This window comes from Thioclava kandeliae (genome assembly GCF_040297545.1).
In the GTDB taxonomy this organism is placed as follows: Bacteria; Pseudomonadota; Alphaproteobacteria; order Rhodobacterales; family Rhodobacteraceae; genus Thioclava; species Thioclava kandeliae.
This window is the reverse complement of sequence record NZ_JAYWLC010000003.1, coordinates 269053-289627: the sequence shown is the minus strand read 5'-3', so window position 1 is coordinate 289627 and position 20575 is coordinate 269053. Positions and strand designations below refer to the sequence as shown.

The 20575-nt window shown below is 62.5% G+C and carries 19 protein-coding genes and 1 riboswitch; of the genes, 14 read left to right on the top strand and 5 right to left on the bottom strand.

Annotation, left to right across the window (positions count from 1 at the left end; translation table 11 throughout):
• Window positions 1–83 precede the first annotated feature (83 nt).
• Window positions 84–1397, top strand: coding sequence for an MFS transporter (locus tag VSX56_RS05940; RefSeq protein WP_339115007.1), 1314 nt, complete (start codon window positions 84–86; stop codon window positions 1395–1397).
• Window positions 1398–1412: 15 nt separating this feature from the next.
• Here VSX56_RS05940 and VSX56_RS05935 read toward each other — a convergent pair whose 3' ends face one another.
• Entirely contained in the window at window positions 1413–2558 is a 1146-nt protein-coding gene (locus VSX56_RS05935) for a citrate synthase (protein ID WP_350935567.1), read from the bottom strand.
• A 218-nt stretch (window positions 2559–2776) separates the two neighbouring features.
• Here VSX56_RS05935 and VSX56_RS05930 point away from each other — a divergent pair, with 218 nt between their 5' ends.
• The 8 genes from VSX56_RS05930 (at window position 2777) to VSX56_RS05895 (ending at window position 14255) form a co-directional block, all read left to right on the top strand.
• On the top strand, window positions 2777–4141 hold the full coding sequence (locus tag VSX56_RS05930; protein WP_350935564.1) for an MFS transporter: 1365 nt from the start codon (window positions 2777–2779) through the stop codon (window positions 4139–4141).
• Window positions 4142–4199: 58 nt separating this feature from the next.
• Window positions 4200–5147 (top strand): 2-hydroxyacid dehydrogenase, encoded by a 948-nt coding sequence (locus VSX56_RS05925; RefSeq protein ID WP_350935562.1) that lies wholly within the window; start codon window positions 4200–4202, stop codon window positions 5145–5147.
• 96 nt (window positions 5148–5243) lie between these two features.
• A riboswitch (TPP riboswitch) is annotated at window positions 5244–5364 on the top strand.
• Window positions 5365–5476: 112 nt separating this feature from the next.
• Window positions 5477–7261, top strand: a complete 1785-nt coding sequence (gene thiC / locus VSX56_RS05920) for a phosphomethylpyrimidine synthase ThiC (RefSeq protein ID WP_350935560.1) — start codon at window positions 5477–5479, stop codon at window positions 7259–7261.
• 231 nt (window positions 7262–7492) lie between these two features.
• Entirely contained in the window at window positions 7493–8695 is a 1203-nt protein-coding gene (locus VSX56_RS05915; RefSeq protein WP_349295731.1) for an aminotransferase-like domain-containing protein, read from the top strand.
• A gap of 157 nt (window positions 8696–8852) precedes the next feature.
• Window positions 8853–9746 (top strand): LysR family transcriptional regulator, encoded by an 894-nt coding sequence (locus VSX56_RS05910; RefSeq protein ID WP_350935558.1) that lies wholly within the window; start codon window positions 8853–8855, stop codon window positions 9744–9746.
• 194 nt (window positions 9747–9940) lie between these two features.
• On the top strand, window positions 9941–12367 hold the full coding sequence (locus tag VSX56_RS05905; RefSeq protein WP_349295732.1) for a membrane-bound PQQ-dependent dehydrogenase, glucose/quinate/shikimate family: 2427 nt from the start codon (window positions 9941–9943) through the stop codon (window positions 12365–12367).
• A gap of 125 nt (window positions 12368–12492) precedes the next feature.
• The gene (gene trpB, locus VSX56_RS05900) at window positions 12493–13731 is read left to right on the top strand and encodes a tryptophan synthase subunit beta (RefSeq protein ID WP_339115014.1); all 1239 of its coding nucleotides are present in this window, start codon (window positions 12493–12495) and stop codon (window positions 13729–13731) included.
• 299 nt (window positions 13732–14030) lie between these two features.
• Window positions 14031–14255 carry a hypothetical protein gene (locus VSX56_RS05895; RefSeq protein ID WP_339115015.1) on the top strand — a complete coding sequence of 75 codons (225 nt, stop codon included), beginning with the start codon at window positions 14031–14033 and terminating at the stop codon, window positions 14253–14255.
• 13 nt (window positions 14256–14268) lie between these two features.
• Here the strand turns inward: VSX56_RS05895 and VSX56_RS05890 are convergent, their stop codons facing one another.
• The 3 genes from VSX56_RS05890 to VSX56_RS05880 are packed head-to-tail and all read right to left on the bottom strand — an operon-like array spanning window position 14269 to window position 16598.
• Window positions 14269–14757: a GbsR/MarR family transcriptional regulator gene (locus VSX56_RS05890; RefSeq protein WP_339115016.1), complete on the bottom strand. Its 489-nt coding sequence runs from the start codon at window positions 14755–14757 to the stop codon at window positions 14269–14271.
• A gap of 13 nt (window positions 14758–14770) precedes the next feature.
• Entirely contained in the window at window positions 14771–15508 is a 738-nt protein-coding gene (locus VSX56_RS05885) for a 2-dehydro-3-deoxygalactonokinase (protein ID WP_350935554.1), read from the bottom strand.
• 55 nt (window positions 15509–15563) lie between these two features.
• Complete coding sequence (locus VSX56_RS05880) at window positions 15564–16598, bottom strand: zinc ABC transporter substrate-binding protein (protein WP_350935552.1); 1035 nt, start codon at window positions 16596–16598, stop codon at window positions 15564–15566.
• Window positions 16599–16687: 89 nt separating this feature from the next.
• Here VSX56_RS05880 and VSX56_RS05875 point away from each other — a divergent pair, with 89 nt between their 5' ends.
• The 5 genes from VSX56_RS05875 (at window position 16688) to parA (ending at window position 20090) form a co-directional block, all read left to right on the top strand.
• Window positions 16688–17197: a Fur family transcriptional regulator gene (locus tag VSX56_RS05875; protein ID WP_339115019.1), complete on the top strand. Its 510-nt coding sequence runs from the start codon at window positions 16688–16690 to the stop codon at window positions 17195–17197.
• A complete protein-coding gene (locus tag VSX56_RS05870; RefSeq protein ID WP_350935548.1) occupies window positions 17187–17963 on the top strand; it encodes a metal ABC transporter ATP-binding protein in 777 nt (258 codons plus the stop codon). The genes VSX56_RS05875 and VSX56_RS05870 overlap by 11 nt, the downstream gene beginning before the upstream one ends.
• A gap of 10 nt (window positions 17964–17973) precedes the next feature.
• Window positions 17974–18759, top strand: coding sequence for a metal ABC transporter permease (locus tag VSX56_RS05865; RefSeq protein ID WP_350935640.1), 786 nt, complete (start codon window positions 17974–17976; stop codon window positions 18757–18759).
• A gap of 334 nt (window positions 18760–19093) precedes the next feature.
• Window positions 19094–19279 (top strand): hypothetical protein, encoded by a 186-nt coding sequence (locus VSX56_RS05860; protein WP_339115021.1) that lies wholly within the window; start codon window positions 19094–19096, stop codon window positions 19277–19279.
• A gap of 187 nt (window positions 19280–19466) precedes the next feature.
• Window positions 19467–20090 (top strand): ParA family partition ATPase, encoded by a 624-nt coding sequence (gene parA / locus VSX56_RS05855; RefSeq protein ID WP_350935545.1) that lies wholly within the window; start codon window positions 19467–19469, stop codon window positions 20088–20090.
• Here the strand turns inward: parA and VSX56_RS05850 are convergent.
• On the bottom strand, window positions 20074–20571 hold the full coding sequence (locus VSX56_RS05850; RefSeq protein ID WP_350935543.1) for a YdcF family protein: 498 nt from the start codon (window positions 20569–20571) through the stop codon (window positions 20074–20076). The genes parA and VSX56_RS05850 overlap by 17 nt on opposite strands.
• Between the last annotated feature and the right edge of the window lie 4 nt (window positions 20572–20575).

The following is a 20575-nucleotide window of genomic DNA, read 5'->3' as shown; positions in this document are numbered from 1 at the left end:
TCATGTATTTCAGGCTCTTGTGAGGTGGCAAGGGTCCTGTCCGGCTTTGGCTTCGGCCAAAGGCGGGGATAAGGGAGGACATCATGTCAAACAAGGTTGCGGGAACATCCATCCGCACTGTGGCCATTCTGTGCTGGATCGCCGTCATTCTCGACGGGTTCGATCTTGTGGTACTGGGGGCGTTGATCCCCACATTGACGGGCGGCGAGACCCCGTGGATGACAACGGAGCAGGCCACGTTCGTCTCGACCATCAGCCTCGTCGGCATGACCATCGGCGCGCTCCTGATCGGGGTGGTCACCGACACGCTGGGTCGGCGCAAGGCGATGCTCTGGGCGGTCGGCAGCTTCTCGGTGATGACGCTGCTTTGCGCGGTTTCGGGGAGCTACTGGCAGATGGGGCTCTTCCGCTTTCTCGCGGGGGTCGGGCTTGGCGGGTGTTTGCCCACTGCCATCGCCATGGTCACCGAATTCTCGCGCGGGCGGGCGGGCAAGGCCTCTACGACCGTGATGACCGGCTATCATGTGGGCGCGGTCTCCACCGCGCTTCTGGGTCTGGTGATCCTGCCCTATCTCAGCTGGCATGCGATGTTCGTGCTGGGCGCCGTTCCGGGGCTTATCCTGCTGCCGCTGATGTGGAAAAACCTCCCCGAATCTCCGGCCTATCTGATGTCGCAGGGCCGCATGACCGAAGCGCGCGAGATTGCGGATCGCTATGGTCTGACGCTTGCGGCTCCCAAAGCAGAGGCGCCGGTCGAGAAGGCGTCCATCGGCACGCTTTTCCGCGCGCCCTTCCTGCGCAATTCCATTGCGATCTGGGTCACGTCCTTCATGGGGCTGATCCTTGTCTACGGCCTGAATACATGGTTGCCCAAGCTGATGGTCTCGGCGGGCTACAGCCTGACGGGTGGCCTGTGGCTGCTGCTGCTGCTGAATGCTGGCGCCGTGTGCGGGCTGTTGCTGGCCGGGCAGGTAGGCGACCGGATTGGCCTGAAAACCGCGGCCTTCACATGGTTCATCTGTGGCGCGGTGCTTCTGGCATTGCTGTCGGTCAAGATGCCGGGTGTGCTGCTTTATCCGGTTGTCTTTGTTACCGGCTGTTTCGTGTTTTCGGCGCAGGTGCTGGTTTATGCCTTCACCGCCGCCAATCACCCGCCGGGCATCCGGGCCACGGCGATCGGTATGTCTGCAGGTGTAGGCCGGATCGGCGCGATCCTCGGACCGCTGGCGGGCGGGATGCTGGTTTCGATGGGGATCGGTTACCCGTGGGGCTTCTATGCTTTTGCGCTGGTGGGCTTCCTCGGGGCACTGGCTCTGGCCTCGACCCGCGTGATGGGCAGCGACATCGTCGCCAAAACGGAGCCTGTACCGGACGATGTGGCCTCGCATAAGGCCTGACCTTCCAAAGGCGCGCTACGGCGCGCCTTTTTCTATCGGCAGGGCGGGGCCTGTATAATGCGCCCGCGGCCGGATCAGGCTGCCCGTCTCGATCTGTTCCAGCGCGTGGGCGAGCCAGCCCAGTGACCGCGCAATCGCGAATAGCGCAAAAGGCGCATCACCGGGCAACGCGCAATGATCGGCAAGTGCTGCGAGCGCCACATCGATTGTGGGCTCCTGACCGGTTCGCTCGCGCACATGAGCGATCAGGCCGGTGATCGCAGGGCTGGGACGGAAACAGCCCAGAAGGGCGCGCGCACGCGGATCGCCTTGGGGATAGAGCTTGTGACCAAACCCGGGCAACGGCTCGCCGGTGCTCATCCAGCGGTTCACGGCAGGGACGATCCCCAGATGCAGGGCATCTTCGAGCACGGCTTTCACCCGCAATGTCATATCCCCATGCAACGGGCCTGAAAGCGCGCCCAGCCCCGAGAGTGCCGCTGCCTCGAAGGAGGCCCCTGTCGAGGCGGTCACGCGGGCGGCAAAGGCGGAGCTGGTCAGCTCCTGATCGGCAAGCGAAACCAGCGTGCGGCGGATCAGGTCGGCCTTGTCGGCACAGTTCCATGCCTGAGCCAGCCGCAAGTGCAGGGGCGCGGGGCCCTGCGGAAGATCGGCGAAGTTTCCGGCCACCAGCCCGACGATCCGTGCCATGGTCCGGTGCCGCGCATCGCGCGAAAGACTGCCCGAGGGGATGGCATGGGCCGCCTCTGCCGCCAATGCCTGAAAAACCCGCGCACGACCGGCATTGCCCGGATATGAGGGTATTGCGGGGAATTCGGGCAGCCGGTCCATCGCCCAGAGGAGCCGCGCCGTCTCCTCCAGAGACGCCGACTCGGCCAATGTTCCGACATTGACCCCACGGTAATACAATCGGCCCTGCGCGGTGGTCGAGATCATCGTCGAGATGATAGGTTCGCCCCATGACATGGTACTTGTGGCGATACTTGCCCGCCCGCGCCCGCGGCTCCGACGGTTGAGAAGAGCCGAAATATCCTCGCCATTATAAAGGTTTCGCCCCGATGTCTCGGGGTCAGGGCGGACCGTGATCTGGCCACGGCTGACATAGGCGTAAAGCGTCTGCCGCCGAACCCCCAGCGCGTTGCTGGCTTCCTCTTGTGTCATCCAGTTTTTCATATTGACGATATTAATCAATGTTGACCCATGCTTGGCAAGGGCGCAGTTTATCTGCAATGAACGGGCAGGAGGGGACGCCCGGTTCGGAGGATGGTCCGCAGGATGGGACGCAGGTATGAGGATGCCTGCTTCCCGTAGCTTTTACGCTGCACCCTGCGGCCGGTTTGGAGAGCGGTCACATTGCGGGGCCGCACGGGAGGACATCAATGACGTATTCGAGCTCTACGGAGCACGTGGCCGTAGGCGCCGCGCGCCCGACGCATACCCGTTACTACATGCTGGGGTTGATCCTGTTTCTGGCGACGACCGCCTATGCCGACCGCTCGATCCTGTCGATCGCGGGCTCGGGCATCAAGGCGGAGTTCGGTCTCAGCCCGATGCAACTGGGTTATGTGTTATCGGCCTTCAGCTGGGCCTATGTGATCGGACAGATCCCGGGCGGGATGCTGCTGGATAAATTCGGCACCAAGATGATCTATGGCGTAGCACTGGTCCTGTGGTCCATCGCCACCTTCCTTGTGGGGTTGGTGGGCGAGGTGACCACCGAACTATCGGTTGCGCTGGGGCTCCTTTTCGTGCTGCGCTTCGCCTTGGGATTGATCGAGGCGCCGAGTTTTCCGGCGAATGCCCGTGTCGCGGTGATGTGGTTTCCGCGCGGGGAGCGGGGGCTTGCCACCTCGCTCTTTGCCTCGGCCTCCTATTTCGCGGTCGCGATCTATTCGCCGATCTCGGGCTGGCTGGTGCAGAGCTTCGGCTGGCCTGTGCCCTTCTTCACGCTGGGTGTGGTGGGGCTTCTGGCTGCGGTCGTGTGGTTCAAATTCATGAAGCCGCCGCGCGAGCATCGGGGCGTGAATGCCGCAGAGCTGGAGCTGATGGAAGCGGGCGGCGCGATGGTCGATATCGACAGCCAGCGCGAGCTGACCAACCGCCCCAAAGCCTCGGCGCGTATGTTCGGGCTGCTGCTGAGCAACCGCATGCTCTGGTGCGCCTATATCGGGCAATATTGCACCATCGCATTGAGCTATTTCTTCATCACATGGTTCCCGATCTATCTGGTGCAGGCGCGGGGCATGAACATCATGGAGGCGGGCTTTGCCACCATGCTTCCGGCCATCGCGGGCTTTATCGGCGGCATCACGGGCGGCTCGGTATCGGATGCGCTGATCCGCAATGGCTGGAGCGTGTCGCGGGGCCGCAAGACGCCCTATGTGCTGGGTATGCTGATCGGGTGTTCTATCGTTCTGGCGGCGTTCAGCAACTCCAACATCATGATCGTGGCGCTGATGGGGCTTGCCTTCTTCGGCAAGGGCATGGCCGCAGGCTCGGGCACATGGGCCGTGATCTCGGATACCGCGCCGCGTGAGGCTGTGGGTCTGGCCGGTGCGATCTTCAACTGCATCGGCAATGTGGGAGGCATTATCACCCCCATCGTCTTCGGTTACACCGTGCAGGTGACGGGCGGCTATACCGTGGGGCTCTATTTCGTGGCCGCGCATTGCCTTGTGGCAGCGATCCTCTTTGCCTTCGTGATGGGCCCGATCAAACGTGTCGAGAGCGGCGCGCAGGGCTGAGAGCATTTACAAAAGGGCCTGCGGGATGCTGCGGGCCCCTTCGTCCATGGAGATTATGATGACCAAACCTGTTGTGTTGAAAGCTGCCAAACTGCCACAGACCACCGGCGCCGAGCTGGAAGAGCTGTTTGATCTGCGCATTCTGCCGGAGAGGGATGCTGCGGCATGGCTTGCGCAAAACGGCAAGGGCGTGCGGGGGCTTGCGCTGCGTAAGACCATCGTGGATCAGGCGCTTCTCGATGCGCTGCCCGATCTGGAGGTTATCGCAAGCTATAGCGCGGGGCTCGACAATGTCGATGTGCCGGCCGTCAAGGCGCGTGGCATCAAACTCCTGAATACCTCGCATATTCTGGCCGAGGATGTGGCCAATGCCGCCCTCGGGCTGGCGCTGGCGGTCACCCGTGATCTGGTGCAGGCGGATGGCTTCGTGCGGGCAGGAAAATGGCCCGAGCAGCCGCAATACAAACTCGGACGTTCGATCTCGCAAATGGATGTGGGAATTGTCGGGCTCGGCACGATCGGCAAGGCGCTGGCGCGCAGGCTGGAGGCCATGGGGGCGCGCATCCATTATCAGGGCCCGAACCGCAAGCCCGTGGAGTATACCTATCATCCAAGCGCCCTATCACTGGCCGAGGCCTGCGATCTGGTGATCCTGACCTGTCCGCTGACCGAGGAGACGCGCCATTCCTTTGGCGCCGCAGAGATCGCGGCGCTGGGGCCGCGCGGGTTCCTCGTCAATGTGGCGCGGGGGCCGGTGGTCGATGAGGCCGCGCTTCTGGAGGCCATGGCCCGTGACGGGCTGGCGGGGGCTGCGCTTGATGTGTTCGAGCACGAGCCGCAGGTGCCGCAGGCCTTCATCGATGATCCGCGCCTGATCCTCACCCCGCATCTGGGCTCGGGCACCGAGGAGACCCGTCAGGCGATGGCCGATTATGTTGTCGATGCCCTAGCCGAACATTTCGGACAGAACAGTCCGCGGACCGCGCGCCCTCTGGCACAGGTCTGACCCCTTTCCCCGCCGCACTGGTCCATTTCGCGGCGGGGAAACCCGCAAGGCCCCCGCAGAGGCCCATTGACGCCGCCTCGATTTTCGGCAAGTCTGCACCCACGTCAGGGGAGTCCCGCCCAAGGGACTGAGAGGCTGATTGGAAGAAATTCCGGTGACGCGACCCTTTGAACCTGACCCAGTTGATGCTGGCGTAGGAAGACCGAAGGGCAATTCCGCATCCATGTCTCATGGGCGGTCCTTTCGGGCCGCTCTGGCCCATTTCCGGGTCAGCTGTGGCCTATTCCCTCGCAGTTTTTGGTTGGGTCTTTTCGTAAGAGGAGACCGACATGAAAGACATCATCCCGACCATCACCACAGGCGCGTTGATTGGTTCGCGCAAGGTGCATAAGGAAGGCAATATCCACGCGCTGCGCGTGCCCATGCGCGAGATCGAGATCTCGAATGAAGAGGCGCTCTGTGTCTATGACAGTTCGGGGCCCTATACCGATCCGGCCGCCCGGATCGACATCGCCAAAGGCCTGCCCGAGACCCGTGGCGGCTGGCTGCAGGCACGCGGCGAGATCGAGGAATACGAGGGCCGCGCCACTACCGATGCCGATAACGGTTTCGCCAAGGGCGACCGTCTGGTAGCGCCGTTCCCCGTGCTGCGCCCGCCGCTGCGGGCCGTGGGTGACCGCGCGGTGACGCAGCTGGCCTATGCGCGCGCAGGGATCATCACTCCCGAGATGGAGTTTGTGGCGATCCGCGAGAACGAGGGCCGTATGGCCGCCTATACGCGCGACGGTGACCCGATGGGCGCGACCCTCCCCGATCTGGTGACGCCCGAATTCGTGCGGACCGAGATTGCCGAGGGCCGCGCGATTATCCCCGCCAATATCAACCACCGCGAGCTGGAACCGATGATCATCGGGCGTAACTTCAAGGTGAAGATCAACGCCAATATCGGCAATTCGGCGGTGACCTCCTCGATGGAGGAAGAGGTCGAGAAGATGGTCTGGGCGATCCGCTGGGGCGGGGACACGGTGATGGACCTCTCGACGGGCCGCAATATCCACAATATCCGCGACTGGATCATCCGCAATTCGCCGGTTCCGATCGGCACGGTGCCTTTGTATCAGGCGCTCGAAAAGGTGGGCGGCGTGGCCGAGGATCTCACTTGGGAGATCTTCCGCGATACGCTGATCGAGCAGGCCGAGCAGGGGGTGGACTACTTCACCATCCATGCGGGCGTGCGTCTGCATATGATCCCGATGACCGCAAAGCGCGTCACCGGCATCGTCTCGCGCGGCGGCTCGATCATGGCGAAATGGTGCCTGCATCATCACCGCGAGAGCTTCCTCTACGAGCATTTCGACGAGATCTGCGATATCTGCCGCCGCTATGATGTGAGTTTCTCGCTGGGGGACGGCCTGCGCCCCGGTTCGATTGCCGATGCCAATGACGAGGCGCAATTCGCCGAGCTGCGCACGCTGGGGGAACTCACCAAGATCGCATGGGCCAAGGACTGTCAGGTGATGATCGAAGGGCCGGGCCATGTGGCCATGCACAAGATCAAGGCCAATATGGACGAGCAGCTCAAGCACTGCCACGAGGCGCCTTTCTACACGCTCGGACCGCTGACCACCGATATCGCACCGGGATATGACCATATTACCTCCGCCATTGGCGCCGCGATGATCGGTTGGTTCGGCACCGCGATGCTGTGCTATGTGACGCCGAAAGAGCATCTGGGCCTGCCCGACCGTGACGATGTGAAGACGGGCGTGATCACCTATAAGCTGGCCGCTCATGCGGCGGACCTTGCCAAGGGCCATCCGGGTGCGCAGCGGCGCGATGACGCGATCAGCCGTGCGCGCTTCGAGTTCCGCTGGGAGGACCAGTTCAATATCGGGCTCGATCCCGATACCGCGCGGTCCATGCATGACGAGACCATGCCGGCCGAGGCCCATAAGGTCGCGCATTTCTGCTCGATGTGCGGGCCGAAATTCTGTTCGATGAAGATCAGCCATGACATCCGCGCCGAGGCGCAGCGGCAGGAGGGCATGGACAAAATGGCCGAGAAATTCCGCGAGGGCGGGGCGCTCTATATCCCCGAGCCAAGCGAGGCCTGATCAACCCAAAGCTGCGGACGTGGAAATTATTTTGCGTCCGTAGCGCCCTGTTTGTAATATTGCTCTCGTTTTTATGACCGATGCGTAGGTTTTCTGTGCATCATCTCACCTTTGCCCGTCTTGCGAAGGGTTACGTTAGGCGCTAACGCTGCACGGACCCGAAGGGTAACAAGTGAAAAAGGGCGGCCTGTAAGGGCAGTGCGCGCCCGGACGAGACGCAGGAGACGTAAAATGGACTGGACGAAAGTGCTCGCACGCCGCGCGGGCCGGATGAAAGCCTCGGAGATCCGGGAGCTGCTGAAACTTCTCGACCAGCCCGATATCATTTCCTTCGCGGGCGGCATTCCCGACCCGACCCTGTTCCCGAGCACGGCCTATTCCGACGCCTTTGCCGCGACGATGGCCGATAATAACGGCCATGCGGCGCTGCAATATTCGGTCTCCGAAGGTTACCGTCCGCTGCGCGAATGGCTGGTGGGCGAGATGGAAAAGATCGGCGTGCCTTGCGCGGTCGATAATATCATGATCACCTCCGGCTCGCAGCAGGCGCTCGACTATCTTGGCAAGCTGATGCTGACCGAGAACGATACTGCCGCCGTGATGCGCCCGACCTATCTGGGGGCGCTCGGTGCGTTCAATGCCTATGAGCCGCGCTACATCCCGCTCGATCCGATGTCGAATATCGACCCCGAGACGCTGAAAGCCGAGGCCAAAGCCGCCGGCGGCGAGGTGAAGTTCGCCTATCTCTCGGCCGATTTCGCCAACCCCACCGGCGAGACCATCCCGCGCGAGGGCCGCGAGCGTGTGCTCGATCAGGCCGAGGCGCTCGATTGCGCGATCATCGAGGATGGCGCTTATCAGAACCTGCGCTTCGATGGCGAGGCGATCCCTCCGATTCTCGCACTCGATATCGAGCGTAAAGGCGGCATCGAGAATACCCGCACGATCTATTGCGGTTCCTTCTCGAAGACCCTGGCACCGGGCCTGCGTGTGGGCTGGGTCGTGGCGGCCAAGCCTGTGATCGACCGGTTGGTGCTGATGAAACAGGCCGCCGATCTGCATTCGCCGACCCTCAACCAGATCGTGACCAACCATGTTGCCCGCGCGATCTTCCACGAGCATGTGGCCAAGATCAAAGCAGTCTATGCCTCCCGCCGCGACCGGATGATTGCCGCGCTCGAGCGCGAGATGCCGGCTTCGGTCAGCTTCACCCGCCCCGAGGGCGGTATGTTCATCTGGCTGACATTCGACCCCAAGCTGAACGGCGCCGAGCTTCTGGCGAAAGCCGTGCGCGACGAGAAGGTGGCCTTTGTTCCGGGCGGGGCGTTCCATGCCGATGGTTCAGGCCAGAACACGCTGCGGCTGAGCTATTCCTGTGCCAGCGACGAACAGATCGACGAGGGCATCGCGCGGATCGGCCGCATCCTGCGCTAACCGCCCGCACGTTATCCCGCCCCCGCTTTCCAGAAAGCGGGGGCTTTTTGATGGGCGTCATGCGTGCTGAAACCGGTCTTGCGATCCGGCCAGAGGACGCTAGATTGCCGTGGCGACAGTCCGGCGGCATGTCGACCGCGCAACCAGCAGGCCCCGCATGAGCTATTCCATCCCGCGTTCAACGCTCGAGCAATGGAGCGTTCTCCAAACTGTTGTGAAATGCGGGAATTTTGCCGATGCCGCGCATATCCTGTCACGCAGCCAGTCTTCGGTCAGCTATGCCATCTCGAAGCTGCAGGACAATCTGGGCGTGACAATCATGGAGGTGCAGGGCAGGCGGGCCGTGCTGACACAGACCGGCAAGGTGCTGCTGGCCGAGATCCTGCCGGTGCTGGAGGATATGCGCCGGATCGAGGCCCGCGCGGCCGAGATCGCGGGCAAAGCGGAGCGTGATCTGCGCATCGTTGTCGATAGCCTTTTCCCAAAGCCGCTCCTGATGCAGGCCATCTCGCAGGTGATCGCGCGCTATCCCGAAACGCGGATCGATCTGCGCGAGGTCGAGCGGACCTATGCCTCGGCGCTCGAGGATCAGAGGTTCGATCTGGCGATCTGTCTGCCCGATCCGCGCCGCATGGAAGGGCGCCCGCTCTACGAGGTGCTGATGGCACCCGTGGCCCGGCCAGACCATCCTCTGGCGCAGGCCAAAGGTGCCCTGCGCCACAACGATCTTGTGCGCTATTTGCGGGTGATCGTGCGTGAACGCGATAACGAACGCCCCGAGCCCCCAGTGACCGAAGGCCGGATCTGGTATGTCTCGGGGGTGGAAAGTGCGATCGAGGCGGTGCGGCAGGGGGTCTGTTTCGGCTGGTTGCCGCTGCACAAGGTGCAAGTGGAACTGGCGGCCAAGCGCCTGATCGCGCTCGAAACAGAGGTCGATCACCGCCGCTATGTGCGGCTCGATCTGATGCTGGGCAATGTCGACCACCCGCCCGTCGAGGCCAAGGCGCTGAGTGATCTGCTCTATGAAGGTGTCAAGGCGCTGACAGATTGATCGGATTATCCGAATTGTTTCATCGGATAACAAATCTGGACCGGATGCACAAAGCTGTTAACTAGCGCCATTGTTACACAGCGTGATCTTTCGCGGATTTGCACGATGGCATTTTGTCACAGCTTTCATCGGGGCTGGTGGGAAGACGGGAAGGGCGCGCGGGTTCCGACCTCCTCCTAAGGGAAACCTGATCAATGACTGACTCGAACACCTCCGTATCGGCTTGGGCCAAGGCCCTACTGATCGTTCTCGGGGTTGCATTCGCCGTCGCGGGCCTTGGCCTTGCCATCGGTGGCGGCATGCTGATCTCGCGCGGCGGCAGCTGGTACTATCTCCTCATGGGTCTGGCCGTCCTCGTTACCGGTATCGAACTGGCGCGTGGCGGCTCGAAAGGCGCACTGGTCTATACCATCGCCTTCGCCCTGACCATCCTCTGGGCTTTCTGGGAAGCCGGCGTTGATTTCTGGGCGCTGCATGCGCGTATCTTCACCTTCCTCTGCGCCTTCTTCGTGCTGATGCTGGTGCAACCGCTGGCGCTGAAACGCGCGGGCCGCAAGCCGCTGACCGCGCCCAATCTGGGTGTGGCCGTGGTCGCGCTGATCGCGATCATCGGTCTGGTCTGGGGCATGTTCCAGCCGCATGGCATCCATAATTCGGTGGCCGCGACCGGTCAGGTGCCGGTGACAGATGCTACCCGTCAGCTCGACTGGTCCAGCTATGGTTCGGATGGCAACGAGGACCGCTTCGCGTCACTCGACCAGATCAACCGCGACAACGTGAAAGACCTGCAGGTTGCGTGGACCTTCCGTACCGGTGAAATCCCCAATAGCCCCAATGGTGGTGGTCTGGAAGACCAGAACACGCCCTTGCAGATCGGGGACCAGATCTATCTGTGCACCGCCTCCAATACCGTGATTTCGGTCAATGTCGATACGGGTGAGGAAAACTGGCGCCACGAATTCCCGACCGATACCCGCACCTGGGTGCGCTGCCGTGGCCTGGGCTATTTCGACGCCACCGCGCCGATCCAGCAGCCGACCGCACCGAACGCGACGCAGATTCTGCCGGCCGTTCTGCCGGAGGGGGCCACCAACTGCCAACGCCGCATCGTGATGAACACGATCGACGCGGTTCTGGTGGCGCTTGATGCCGATACGGGCGCGCTCTGCGAGGGCTTCGGCACCGAGGGTAAGGTCGATCTGAAGCAGGGTCTGGGCGCGGCACAGGGCCCGCTCTACTCGCTGACCTCGCCGCCGGTGATCGCGGGCACGACCATCGTGGTCGGGGGCCGTGTGGCCGATAACGTCGCCATCGACATGCCGGGCGGTGTGATGCGTGGCTTCGACGTCATGACGGGTGCGATGCGTTGGGCCTTTGACCCGGGTGCCAAGGGACAGACCATCGAAGGGCCGATGACGGATGAAACCGCTTTCACCCGTTCGACCCCCAACGTCTGGGCGCCGATGACCTATGATGCGTCCTCGAACACCGTCTTCATGCCGGTGGGCAATGCCGCAATCGACCTCTGGGGCGTGGAACGCACGCCGGAAGACGAGAAATACGGCGCCTCCATGCTGGCGCTCGATGCGACCACTGGTGCCGAGAAATGGGTCTATCAGACCGTCCATCACGACCTGTGGGATTTCGACGTGCCGATGCAGCCGACGCTGATCGACTTCAAGGGCACGCCCGCGCTGACCTTCGGGACCAAAGCGGGCCAGATCTGGGTGCTTGACCGTGCAACCGGCAAGCCGCTGACCGATGTCACCACCAAAACCGTGAAGGGCGCGGGCATCCCCGACGAGCCCTATGCGCTGGAACAGCCGGTGTCTTCGGGCATGCCGCAGATCGGGGCGCAGACCCTGACCGAGGCCGATATGTGGGGCGCTACCCCCTTCGACCAGCTGATGTGCCGCTATATCTTTAAAGGCTATCGCTATGAGGGTCTCTTTACCGCGCCGGGCACCGATTATTCGCTGTCCTTCCCCGGCTCGCTGGGTGGCATGAACTGGGGCGGCGTTTCCTATGACCCGACCGCAGACACCATGTATATCAACGACATGCGTCTGGGGCTCTGGGTCCATATGGAACCGCAGGAACGTCAGGCAGCGGCGTCGAACGGCTCGGAAGCCGTGAATGCGGGCATGGGTGCCGTGCCGCTGAAGGGCACGCCCTATTCGGTGATGAAGAACCGCTTCCTCTCGCCGCTGGGTATTCCCTGTCAGGAACCGCCCTTCGGCTCGCTCACCTCGGTCGATATGAAGACCCAGAAAGTGAATTGGGAAGTGCCGCTGGGCACCGTCAAGGACACCGTGCTCTTCGGGATGAAGATGGGCATGCCCATGCCCATCGGCATGCCGACCATCGGTGGCTCGCTGACGACGCAAGGCGGCCTCGTGTTCTTCGCGGCAACGCAGGATTACTATCTGCGCGCATTCGACAGCGCGACGGGTAAGGAAATCTGGAAAGCCCGTATGCCCGTTGGCAGCCAGGGAACCCCGATCTCCTATGTTTCGCCCGAGACCGGCAAGCAATATATCCTCATCTCGGCCGGTGGCGCACGCCAGTCGCCTGACCGCGGGGATTATGTGATCGCCTACGCGCTGCCCGATCAGAAGTGATCCGACAGCATCCACAAACAAGCGGCGCGGGGGCAACCTCGCGCCGTTTTTATTGCCCATGTCACGCGGCGCTTTATCTTCGCGCCATCCGGCGCTAAACGGGAGCAAACATAAGGGAGAGGTCCATGGCCGACGATCTGATCAACAGCTTCATGAATGTGCCGGATGACAATGGCCGGTTCGGAATTTTCGGCGGGCGCTTCGTGTCCGAGACGCTGATGCCGCTGATCCTCGATCTCGAGGCCGAATATGAGCGCGCCAAGGTGGACCCGACCTTCTGGGCCGAGATGGACGATCTGTGGAAGAATTACGTTGGCCGCCCGTCGCCTCTCTATTTCGCGCCCCGCATGACCGAAGAGCTGGGCGGCGCGAAGATCTACCTCAAACGCGACGAGCTGAACCATACCGGCGCGCATAAGATCAACAACGTGCTGGGCCAGATCCTTCTGGCGCGCCGCATGGGCAAGACCCGTATTATTGCGGAAACGGGTGCCGGTCAGCATGGTGTGGCAACGGCCACAGTCTGCGCCAAATTCGGCCTGAAATGCGTCGTTTACATGGGCGCGACCGATGTCGAGCGTCAGGCACCCAACGTCTTCCGTATGCGTCTTCTGGGGGCCGAAGTGGTCCCCGTCACCTCGGGCCGCGGCACGCTGAAAGACGCGATGAACGATGCACTGCGCGACTGGGTGACCAATGTGCGCGACACGTTCTATTGCATTGGCACCGTCGCTGGCCCGCATCCCTATCCCGCGATGGTACGCGATTTCCAGTCCATCATCGGTAAGGAAGTGCGTTGGCAACTGCCCGAGCAGGAGGGCGAGGGCCGTCTGCCCGATACCGTGATCGCGGCCATTGGCGGTGGCTCGAACGCGATGGGCCTGTTCTACCCCTTCCTTGATGATGCATCGGTCAATATCATCGGCGTCGAGGCCGGTGGCCATGGCGTTGACGAGAAGATGGAGCATTGCGCCTCGCTCACCGGCGGACGTCCGGGCGTGCTGCATGGCAACCGCACCTATCTTTTGCAGGATGATGATGGCCAGATCCTCGAGGGCCATTCGATCTCGGCAGGGCTGGACTATCCGGGCATCGGTCCGGAACATGCCTGGCTGCATGATATCGGCCGCGCGAAATATGTCTCGATCACCGACAAGGAGGCGCTCGAGGCGTTCCAGTTCTCCTGCCGGACCGAAGGGATCATCCCCGCACTTGAGCCCAGCCACGCTTTGGGTCATGTGATCAAGCTCGCACCGACCCTGCCCAAGGACCATATCATCGTGATGAATATGTGCGGGCGTGGCGATAAGGACATCTTCGCCGTGGCGAAACATCTGGGCTTCGATATCCAGACCGACCGCTGATCAAGACGGGGCCCGCGTGGCCCCGTCGCTTTATGTAAAGCGCGGAGGAGATAGCGATGCATCCACGATTTTCTTCTGCTATCGAGGAACTGCATCCGTCTTTTGAACGACTGATGGCGATGCAGCCCCTGCGGGGTGTCGCCCCGTCTCATCAGGGTACGCCGCGCAGTGGTGTTTACCTATTCAGCGAAGCCGATCGTCCGCTATATGTTGGGCGGTCGAACCGTATATCGTATCGATATCGTCTTCATTGCGGGCCAGCTGCACGCCATAACCAAGCTTCTTTTGCATGGAAATTGATGGCTGAATCGGTCGGGCACAAAGCCAGCTACCGCAAAGGCGAAGGTCGTGCGGATCTGATCTTGCGGCCCGATTATGCAGAGGCCTTCAGCGCGGCGAAGGCCCGTATACGGGCAATGGACTTCCGCTTTGTCGAAGAAACGGACCAGACGCGTCAGGCGCTTCTCGAGGCTTATGCCTGTATCGCGCTTGACACTCCCTATAATGATTTCGGCACCTATTAAATGGCTGAGCCGATCAAGATTTCTTCTTTTTCTTCAGCGCCTTTTCGGGATCGGCTGCTGTGACTTTGGACAGCATCTCGGGGTCGAGTGCGGTCAGCTTGCGCAGCCAGGCGTTCATCTGTGCAGCAACCCCGGCAAGTTCCGGCAGGCGCATATCCTCGCCTGAAGCGGCAGTCAGTGCTTCGGCCAGCGGCTCGAAGGTCTTGCGCTGGCGCTCGATCATCATCTTGCGCAGAAGCGCCCAAGGATCAGCATCGGCCACATAGAAATCCCTGCGCGAACCGGGGCTACGGGCCTGCTGAACCAGCCCGATCTCGCGCAGCTCCTTCAGCGCGGTCGAGACATTGGAGCGCGAGATCCCGAGCATGGTCACCAGATCCTCCGCCGAAGGGTTCTGCGCCGCGCGCCAGATTGCGCCCAGACAGAGCGCCGCAGGACGGCTGAGCCCCAACTGGGCGGCATTCTCGGACAGGATACGCGCCAGCGGCGGCAAGGTTGTCATTTCGGGGATCCGTTCATTCCAGATAGCTGCGCAGCCCTGCCAGAACCGCCTGTTCGGCGGCTCCTTCGGTGGCGGCGACACCCTGTAGCGACAATGCATGGCTCAGCGCGGTTGCGAAAGGCCCGAAGGCCAGAACCTGCTGCCCGAGCCACCATGGTTTGGTATCGCACAGCTCGGCGCCGATCAGCGCGCCCAGCAGGCTTTGCGCCTTGGGCATGGGCTGCGCCAACTCGCGCATCAGTCGCTCGGGGCGGGCACGGGTCTCGGAGAGTGCGGCCTCGAACGCGGCATCGGGGGGCAGGGGGTGGCCCCCGCCAAGCGCCGCGAAAAGCCGTCCCGTCGCGGTGCGGGTGATCGAAACCACCTCTTCCGCCGAGATCTGCGCCCAGAGCGTAGTCTCTCCGGTGATGGCGACAACCCCGTCGAATTGCGGACGCGCTTTCAGAAGGCCAGCAATCAGCGCCACCTCGCGCGGCGTGACCTCGCAGGCGGGATGGTCCTGCACCAGCTTGGGGAGGAGCCGCAACTGATGGGCCGATCCCTCGGGCCGGGCGGGTTTGCACGGGATGCGCAGCACCGCCCCCTCCGCGCCCGCAAGCGCCGCCCGCTCGGCCCCGAGCCGGTCCATTTCCTGCGCGATCACCGTTTGCGCATCGGCACCGTCGAGCGCCCTGATCTGCGGTGTCTGGGCCTGATCGTCCCAAAGATGTAGTCGGGCGCCATCCAATGCGCCCGCCAGCCATTCCGTCATACCGTCCTCCTTGATCCTGCCCTAGAAAACATGGGCAGGACGCGGGGGCAAGGCCTTACTCCGCCACGAGGCAATCGCTCAGCGTATCCGCCAGATCCGACATCAGGGTGGCATAGAGATCCGGACCATAATCGAGCGAGCTGCCCGACGGGTCGAGCGCACCACCAAGCTTCACATCCGTGCCATCAAGCAGGATCTGGATCTGCTTGGGGTCATGCTGCGCTTCGGGGAAGGCGCAGATGATATGACCTGCGGCAAAGGCGTCGTGCAATTCCTGCAGATGCGCGGCCCCCGAGGTTGCGGCATCACCCGCATTGACGCTGCCCGCGATTTCGAGCCCGTAATGCTGGGCCAGATAGCCATAAGCGGCATGAAAAACGACAAAGGGTTTGTCTTTGGCGGGCGCAAGCTGGTTGGCCAGATCCGCATCAAGCTCTTTGAGCCTTGCGATCGCCGCTTTGGCATTGGCGGCATAGGTCTGGGCGTTTTCGGGGTCCTGTTCGGACAGGTCCTTGGCGATGATATCCAGCCAGATCTCGGCATTATCGGGGTTCAGCCACGCATGGGGATCGAGGCCGGAATGATGGTGATGCTCTTCCCCGTGTTCGTCCGCATGCTCATGCTCTGCATGGGCCGCATCATGGTCGTGGTCATGATCATGGTCTTCGTGATCGTGCGCCTCGTCGCCATGCTCCGCGTCGTGATCATGCGCGTCCTCATCCGGCACCAGTTCCGGGGTTGCGAATTGCTGCTGGATCGTGCCGTCGGCATGTAGGAGCGAGATTGCGGTCGCGCTGCCCAGAGTGTCGATGGCGCGGTCCAGCCACGGGGTCAGCTCCGGCCCGATCCAGAACACCAGATCGGCATTCTGCAGGCTGCGGGCCTGACTCGGGCGCAGCTGGAAGCTATGCGGATCGGCGCCCTTGTCGAGCAGCACATCCGGCGCACCCAGATCTCCCATGACCTGCGCCACAAGCGATTGGACGACCGGTGTGCCGGTCACGACGGCAGGGACATCGGCCTGCGCCAATGCGGGCAGGACCGTCACGGCACCAAGGGTCGCGACCAAGCGAAGCGTCATACGGGTCATGGGTGGTTCCTTCCGGACAAACTTGTTTTCACGGGCCGTGTTGTTTATGTAATAGCCTAACAAGTCAAGCAGGAATGTGATGCTATAACATGCCCCATCCGCACAACGAGACCGCCAATGCTTTCGAGGCCCATGACCACCACCATTGCGCCGGCCATGCGATGTCGCGCGCCGAGGCGCTGGTCAGCGAGCAGAAGCTGCGCCTGACCCCCGTGCGGCGGCGGGTTCTGGAGATCCTGCTCGAGGAACATCGCGCAATGGGCGCCTATGAGGTGCTCGAGCGTCTGGCGGATGAGGGCTATGGCAAACAGCCGCCCGTGGCCTATCGGGCGCTCGATTTCCTATGTGACAGCGGGTTGGTGCACCGGATACGCAGGCTCAATGCCTTCATCGCCTGCCTGCATGCGGGCGAGGAGCATGCGCCGGTGTTCCTGATCTGCGAGAGCTGCGATGCCGTAGCCGAGGCTCCGGGCATGGCGGTGCGTGCGGAGCTGGACAGGGCGGCGGCGGGGATCGGCTTCAAGGTCGAGCGCGCCTCTCTCGAGGCGGTGGGGCTGTGCCCGCGCTGTGCCCAGAAAGCGCCCGACGATGCGGCCTGACAGTCTGATCCGCGCCGAGAATGTGGGCGTGCGGCACGGGGATGAGTTTGTCCTGCAAGCGGTTGATTTCACAATTCAACGCGGCGAGATCGTCACGGTGGTCGGGCCGAACGGCTCGGGAAAATCCACATTGGTGAAAGCGCTGATCGGGCTGGCACCGCTGGCCACAGGGCAGGTGGTAAAGGCCGCGGATCTGGTGATCGGCTATGTGCCGCAGAAGCTGCATATCGATGCGACCCTGCCGCTGACTGTGCGCCGTTTCCTGTCGTTGCCCAAACGGATCAGCAACGCGCGCGCGCAGGCCGCTCTGGCCCGCGTGGGTGTCGAGGATATCGGCAAGCGCCCGCTTTCGGGGCTCTCGGGCGGGCAGCTGCAGCGCGTTCTTCTGGCGCGGGCGCTTCTGGCCAAGCCCGATGTGCTGATCCTTGACGAGCCGACCCAGGGGCTCGACCAGCCGGGGACCGCGGCCTTCTACAGGCTGATCGAGGAGGTGCGCCGAGAGACCGGCTGTGCCGTATTGCTCGTCAGCCATGATCTGCATGTGGTGATGTCCGCCTCTGATCGGGTGATCTGCCTGAACGGGCATATCTGCTGTCAGGGCACACCCGCGATTGTCTCCGAGGCGCCCGAATACCGCGCATTGTTCGGATTGGGCACCGGCGGGGCCTTCGCGCTCTACCAGCACCATCACGATCACGACCATGACGCGGATGGGCATTGCATGGCCCATCCTGCGCATGACCACCTGACAGAGAGCAGCGCATAAGATGATGGCGATTTTCGATGATTTCCTGCTGCGCTCGGTGCTGGCAGGGGTGGGGCTCTGTCTTGCCACAGGCCCTCTGGGCGCATTCGTCGTCTGGCGGCGCATGGCCTATTTCGGCGATGCGACATCGCATGCGGCGATCCTTGGTGTGGCGATCAGTCTGGGTTTCGGTATTTCGGTCTATGCCGGCACTTTGGGCATGGCGCTCTTGATGGCGCTGACCGTGGCGCGGCTCTCGGGGCGTGGCTATGCCGCCGATACCATTCTGGGCGTGCTGGCCCACGCGGCACTGGCCATAGGTCTGGTGGCGGCGTCCTTTATCAGCGGGCTGCGCGTCGATCTGTCGGCATGGCTCTTTGGCGATATCCTCGCCGTCTCGCGCATGGATCTGGCGGTCATCTGGGGCGGCAGCCTCGTGGTGCTGGGGCTTCTGGTCTGGCGCTGGCAGAACCTGCTGACCGCCACTGTCAGCGAGGCTCTGGCCAAATCCACCGGTATCGATGCCCGTAAGGAACAACTTGTCCTGACGGTCGCGCTGGCGCTGACGGTGGCAGTGGCGATCAAGATTGTAGGGGCACTCCTGATTGCCGCGCTCCTGATCATTCCGGCCGCCGCCGCGCGGCGGATCTCGCGCAGTCCCGAGTCGATGGCGCTCTTCGCGACCGGCATCGGTATGGCCTCTGTCGGGGGCGGTATCTGGGGCTCGATGACTTGGGACACCCCTGCGGGGCCCTCGATCGTAGTCAGCGGGGCGCTGTTTTTCGTAGTGATTCTGCTCTTCGGACGCCGCGACTGAGTCGTTTTTCGCGCCGAGTCGGGTAAATGCCAGACATTTGCAGCCTGTAGGAACTCGGCGTGATCGCATGAACGTCACCGTGAGAGATCGGGTTCCCTGATTCTCGTAAAAAACTTCAGTTTTTCGAGCCTAAACAACATACTGCGCGCCTTATACCCAATGTGGTAAGGCTGGTGTGGCCGAAAACCTTAAAAAACCGTGCTAAAGTGCAACACATATCACAGTCGCGCGTGGAGGGCTTGAGATTCCCCCTTTGCAATTTCGTGAGCCTGTGCAATCGTCGCCAACGATGCTGCATTTTTGGCGGCTCTCTACGGTAATGACGGAGATTACTATGAAAAAAATCGCTACCCTCGCACTCGTCGCCGGTCTCTCGGCTTCCACCGCTTTTGCAGGCGGCTACACCGCACCGGTCGTTGAGCCGGAGCCGGTTGTTGTTGAAAAAGGTTCGTCGTCCAACGCCGCGATCCTGATCCCGGTTCTGCTGCTGGTCGGTATCGCAGTTGCTGCGGCTGACTAATCAGTTCGACTGATTTCATGGAAAACGCCGGAAAGCTCAGCTTTCCGGCGTTTTTCATTTTGGCGCAGTGTTCTAGGGGCCATCCTTTGCTTTCGCGATTGCAACCGGGATTGCTGCGGACTTAACCTGAGGCTGTGAGGCGCATCATGGCCATGGGGCCTGAACGATGCCAAGGGGGAGGTTCGTTTTGGGTAAGGTGATTACGGTCGCGCAACAAAAAGGCGGGGCAGGCAAGACGACCGTTGCGGTCAATCTGGCGATCGGACTGGTGCGTGCTGGGTATCGTGTGGCCCTTCTGGATACCGATCCGCAAGGCTCGCTTGGTCGCTGGTTCATGACACGGCGCGAGGCGTTGGAGGACCCGCAGGTGGGGTTCGGAACCTCGTCCTCCTGGGGTGTCAGCTATGAATGCGAGAAGCTGAAACGCGAATATGACGTGGTGATCGTCGACACGCCGCCCAAGGTCGATAGCGACCTGCGTCCGGCGTTGCGCGAGGCGGACGAGATCCTCGTGCCGGTGGCGGGCAGCCATGTCGATCTCTGGGCTACAGAGGGTGTGCTTGATCTCGCACGCCGCTGCGGGAAAAGCCCCCGTATCCTGCTCAACCGCGTGAAAAGCAACACCCGGCTGGGGCAGGAGGTCGCACAGGCCGCCTCCGAACTGGAGGCGCAACTGATGGGCGCGACGCTGGCCAACCGTGTGGTCTATGCCGAGACCCTGGGGCAGGGGCTGTCGGTGGTGGAGGTCAAGCGTAGCCCTGCATGGGACGAGATCACCGCCCTGCTGGAAGAGCTCAGCATCGCCTCCTGAGGCGCCCGAGCAGCCACCAGCCGGTTTTCAGGAGCGCGAAGCGGTCACGCGCCCAAGCCCGTGCATAGGCGCGTCTGCGCATGGCAGACGGGTCGGGGCTGCTGGTGGTGGCATCGAGCCCGTAACCCCGCGCGATTAGCCCCGCGCGTAGACAGTGGTAGCGGTCGCTCACCACGATCACCCGTGCCTGCGCGAGGCCCGGATCGAGGGCCAGTGCATTGCCGATATTGCTGATCGTATCGGTCGAGCGCGCCTCGAGCGTGATGCGCCCGCGCGGCACGCCATGGGCGCGCAGGATCTGCGCCATGACATCGGCCTCGCTCGGAGCATGGCGCCCGAGGCCGCCGCAGCAGATGATCCGGCGCGCGGTATCCTCCCGCCAGAGCGCCAGCCCGTGCAACACCCGCCTGCGCAGCGCGGGAGAGGCCTGTCCGCCATCCCAGACCGCGGCACCGAGAATGAGAATAACCGTATCGCCCATAGGA

Bases quoted from the DNA above. Each gene is read 5' to 3' on its own strand.
- VSX56_RS05850 (WP_350935543.1), bottom strand. From the start codon at position 20,571: ATGGGCGATACGGTTATTCTCATTCTCGGTGCCGCGGTCTGGGATGGC.
- VSX56_RS05875 (WP_339115019.1), top strand. From the start codon at position 16,688: ATGCCCCATCCGCACAACGAGACCGCCAATGCTTTCGAGGCCCATGAC.
- VSX56_RS05860 (WP_339115021.1), top strand. From the start codon at position 19,094: ATGAAAAAAATCGCTACCCTCGCACTCGTCGCCGGTCTCTCGGCTTCC.
- VSX56_RS05930 (WP_350935564.1), top strand. From the start codon at position 2,777: ATGACGTATTCGAGCTCTACGGAGCACGTGGCCGTAGGCGCCGCGCGC.
- VSX56_RS05910 (WP_350935558.1), top strand. From the start codon at position 8,853: ATGAGCTATTCCATCCCGCGTTCAACGCTCGAGCAATGGAGCGTTCTC.
- VSX56_RS05940 (WP_339115007.1), top strand. From the start codon at position 84: ATGTCAAACAAGGTTGCGGGAACATCCATCCGCACTGTGGCCATTCTG.
- VSX56_RS05915 (WP_349295731.1), top strand. From the start codon at position 7,493: ATGGACTGGACGAAAGTGCTCGCACGCCGCGCGGGCCGGATGAAAGCC.
- trpB (WP_339115014.1), top strand. From the start codon at position 12,493: ATGGCCGACGATCTGATCAACAGCTTCATGAATGTGCCGGATGACAAT.
- VSX56_RS05885 (WP_350935554.1), bottom strand. From the start codon at position 15,508: ATGACGGAATGGCTGGCGGGCGCATTGGATGGCGCCCGACTACATCTT.
- thiC (WP_350935560.1), top strand. From the start codon at position 5,477: ATGAAAGACATCATCCCGACCATCACCACAGGCGCGTTGATTGGTTCG.
- VSX56_RS05925 (WP_350935562.1), top strand. From the start codon at position 4,200: ATGACCAAACCTGTTGTGTTGAAAGCTGCCAAACTGCCACAGACCACC.
- VSX56_RS05905 (WP_349295732.1), top strand. From the start codon at position 9,941: ATGACTGACTCGAACACCTCCGTATCGGCTTGGGCCAAGGCCCTACTG.
- VSX56_RS05895 (WP_339115015.1), top strand. From the start codon at position 14,031: ATGGCTGAATCGGTCGGGCACAAAGCCAGCTACCGCAAAGGCGAAGGT.
- VSX56_RS05880 (WP_350935552.1), bottom strand. From the start codon at position 16,598: ATGACCCGTATGACGCTTCGCTTGGTCGCGACCCTTGGTGCCGTGACG.
- VSX56_RS05935 (WP_350935567.1), bottom strand. From the start codon at position 2,558: ATGACACAAGAGGAAGCCAGCAACGCGCTGGGGGTTCGGCGGCAGACG.
- VSX56_RS05890 (WP_339115016.1), bottom strand. From the start codon at position 14,757: ATGACAACCTTGCCGCCGCTGGCGCGTATCCTGTCCGAGAATGCCGCC.
- VSX56_RS05870 (WP_350935548.1), top strand. From the start codon at position 17,187: ATGCGGCCTGACAGTCTGATCCGCGCCGAGAATGTGGGCGTGCGGCAC.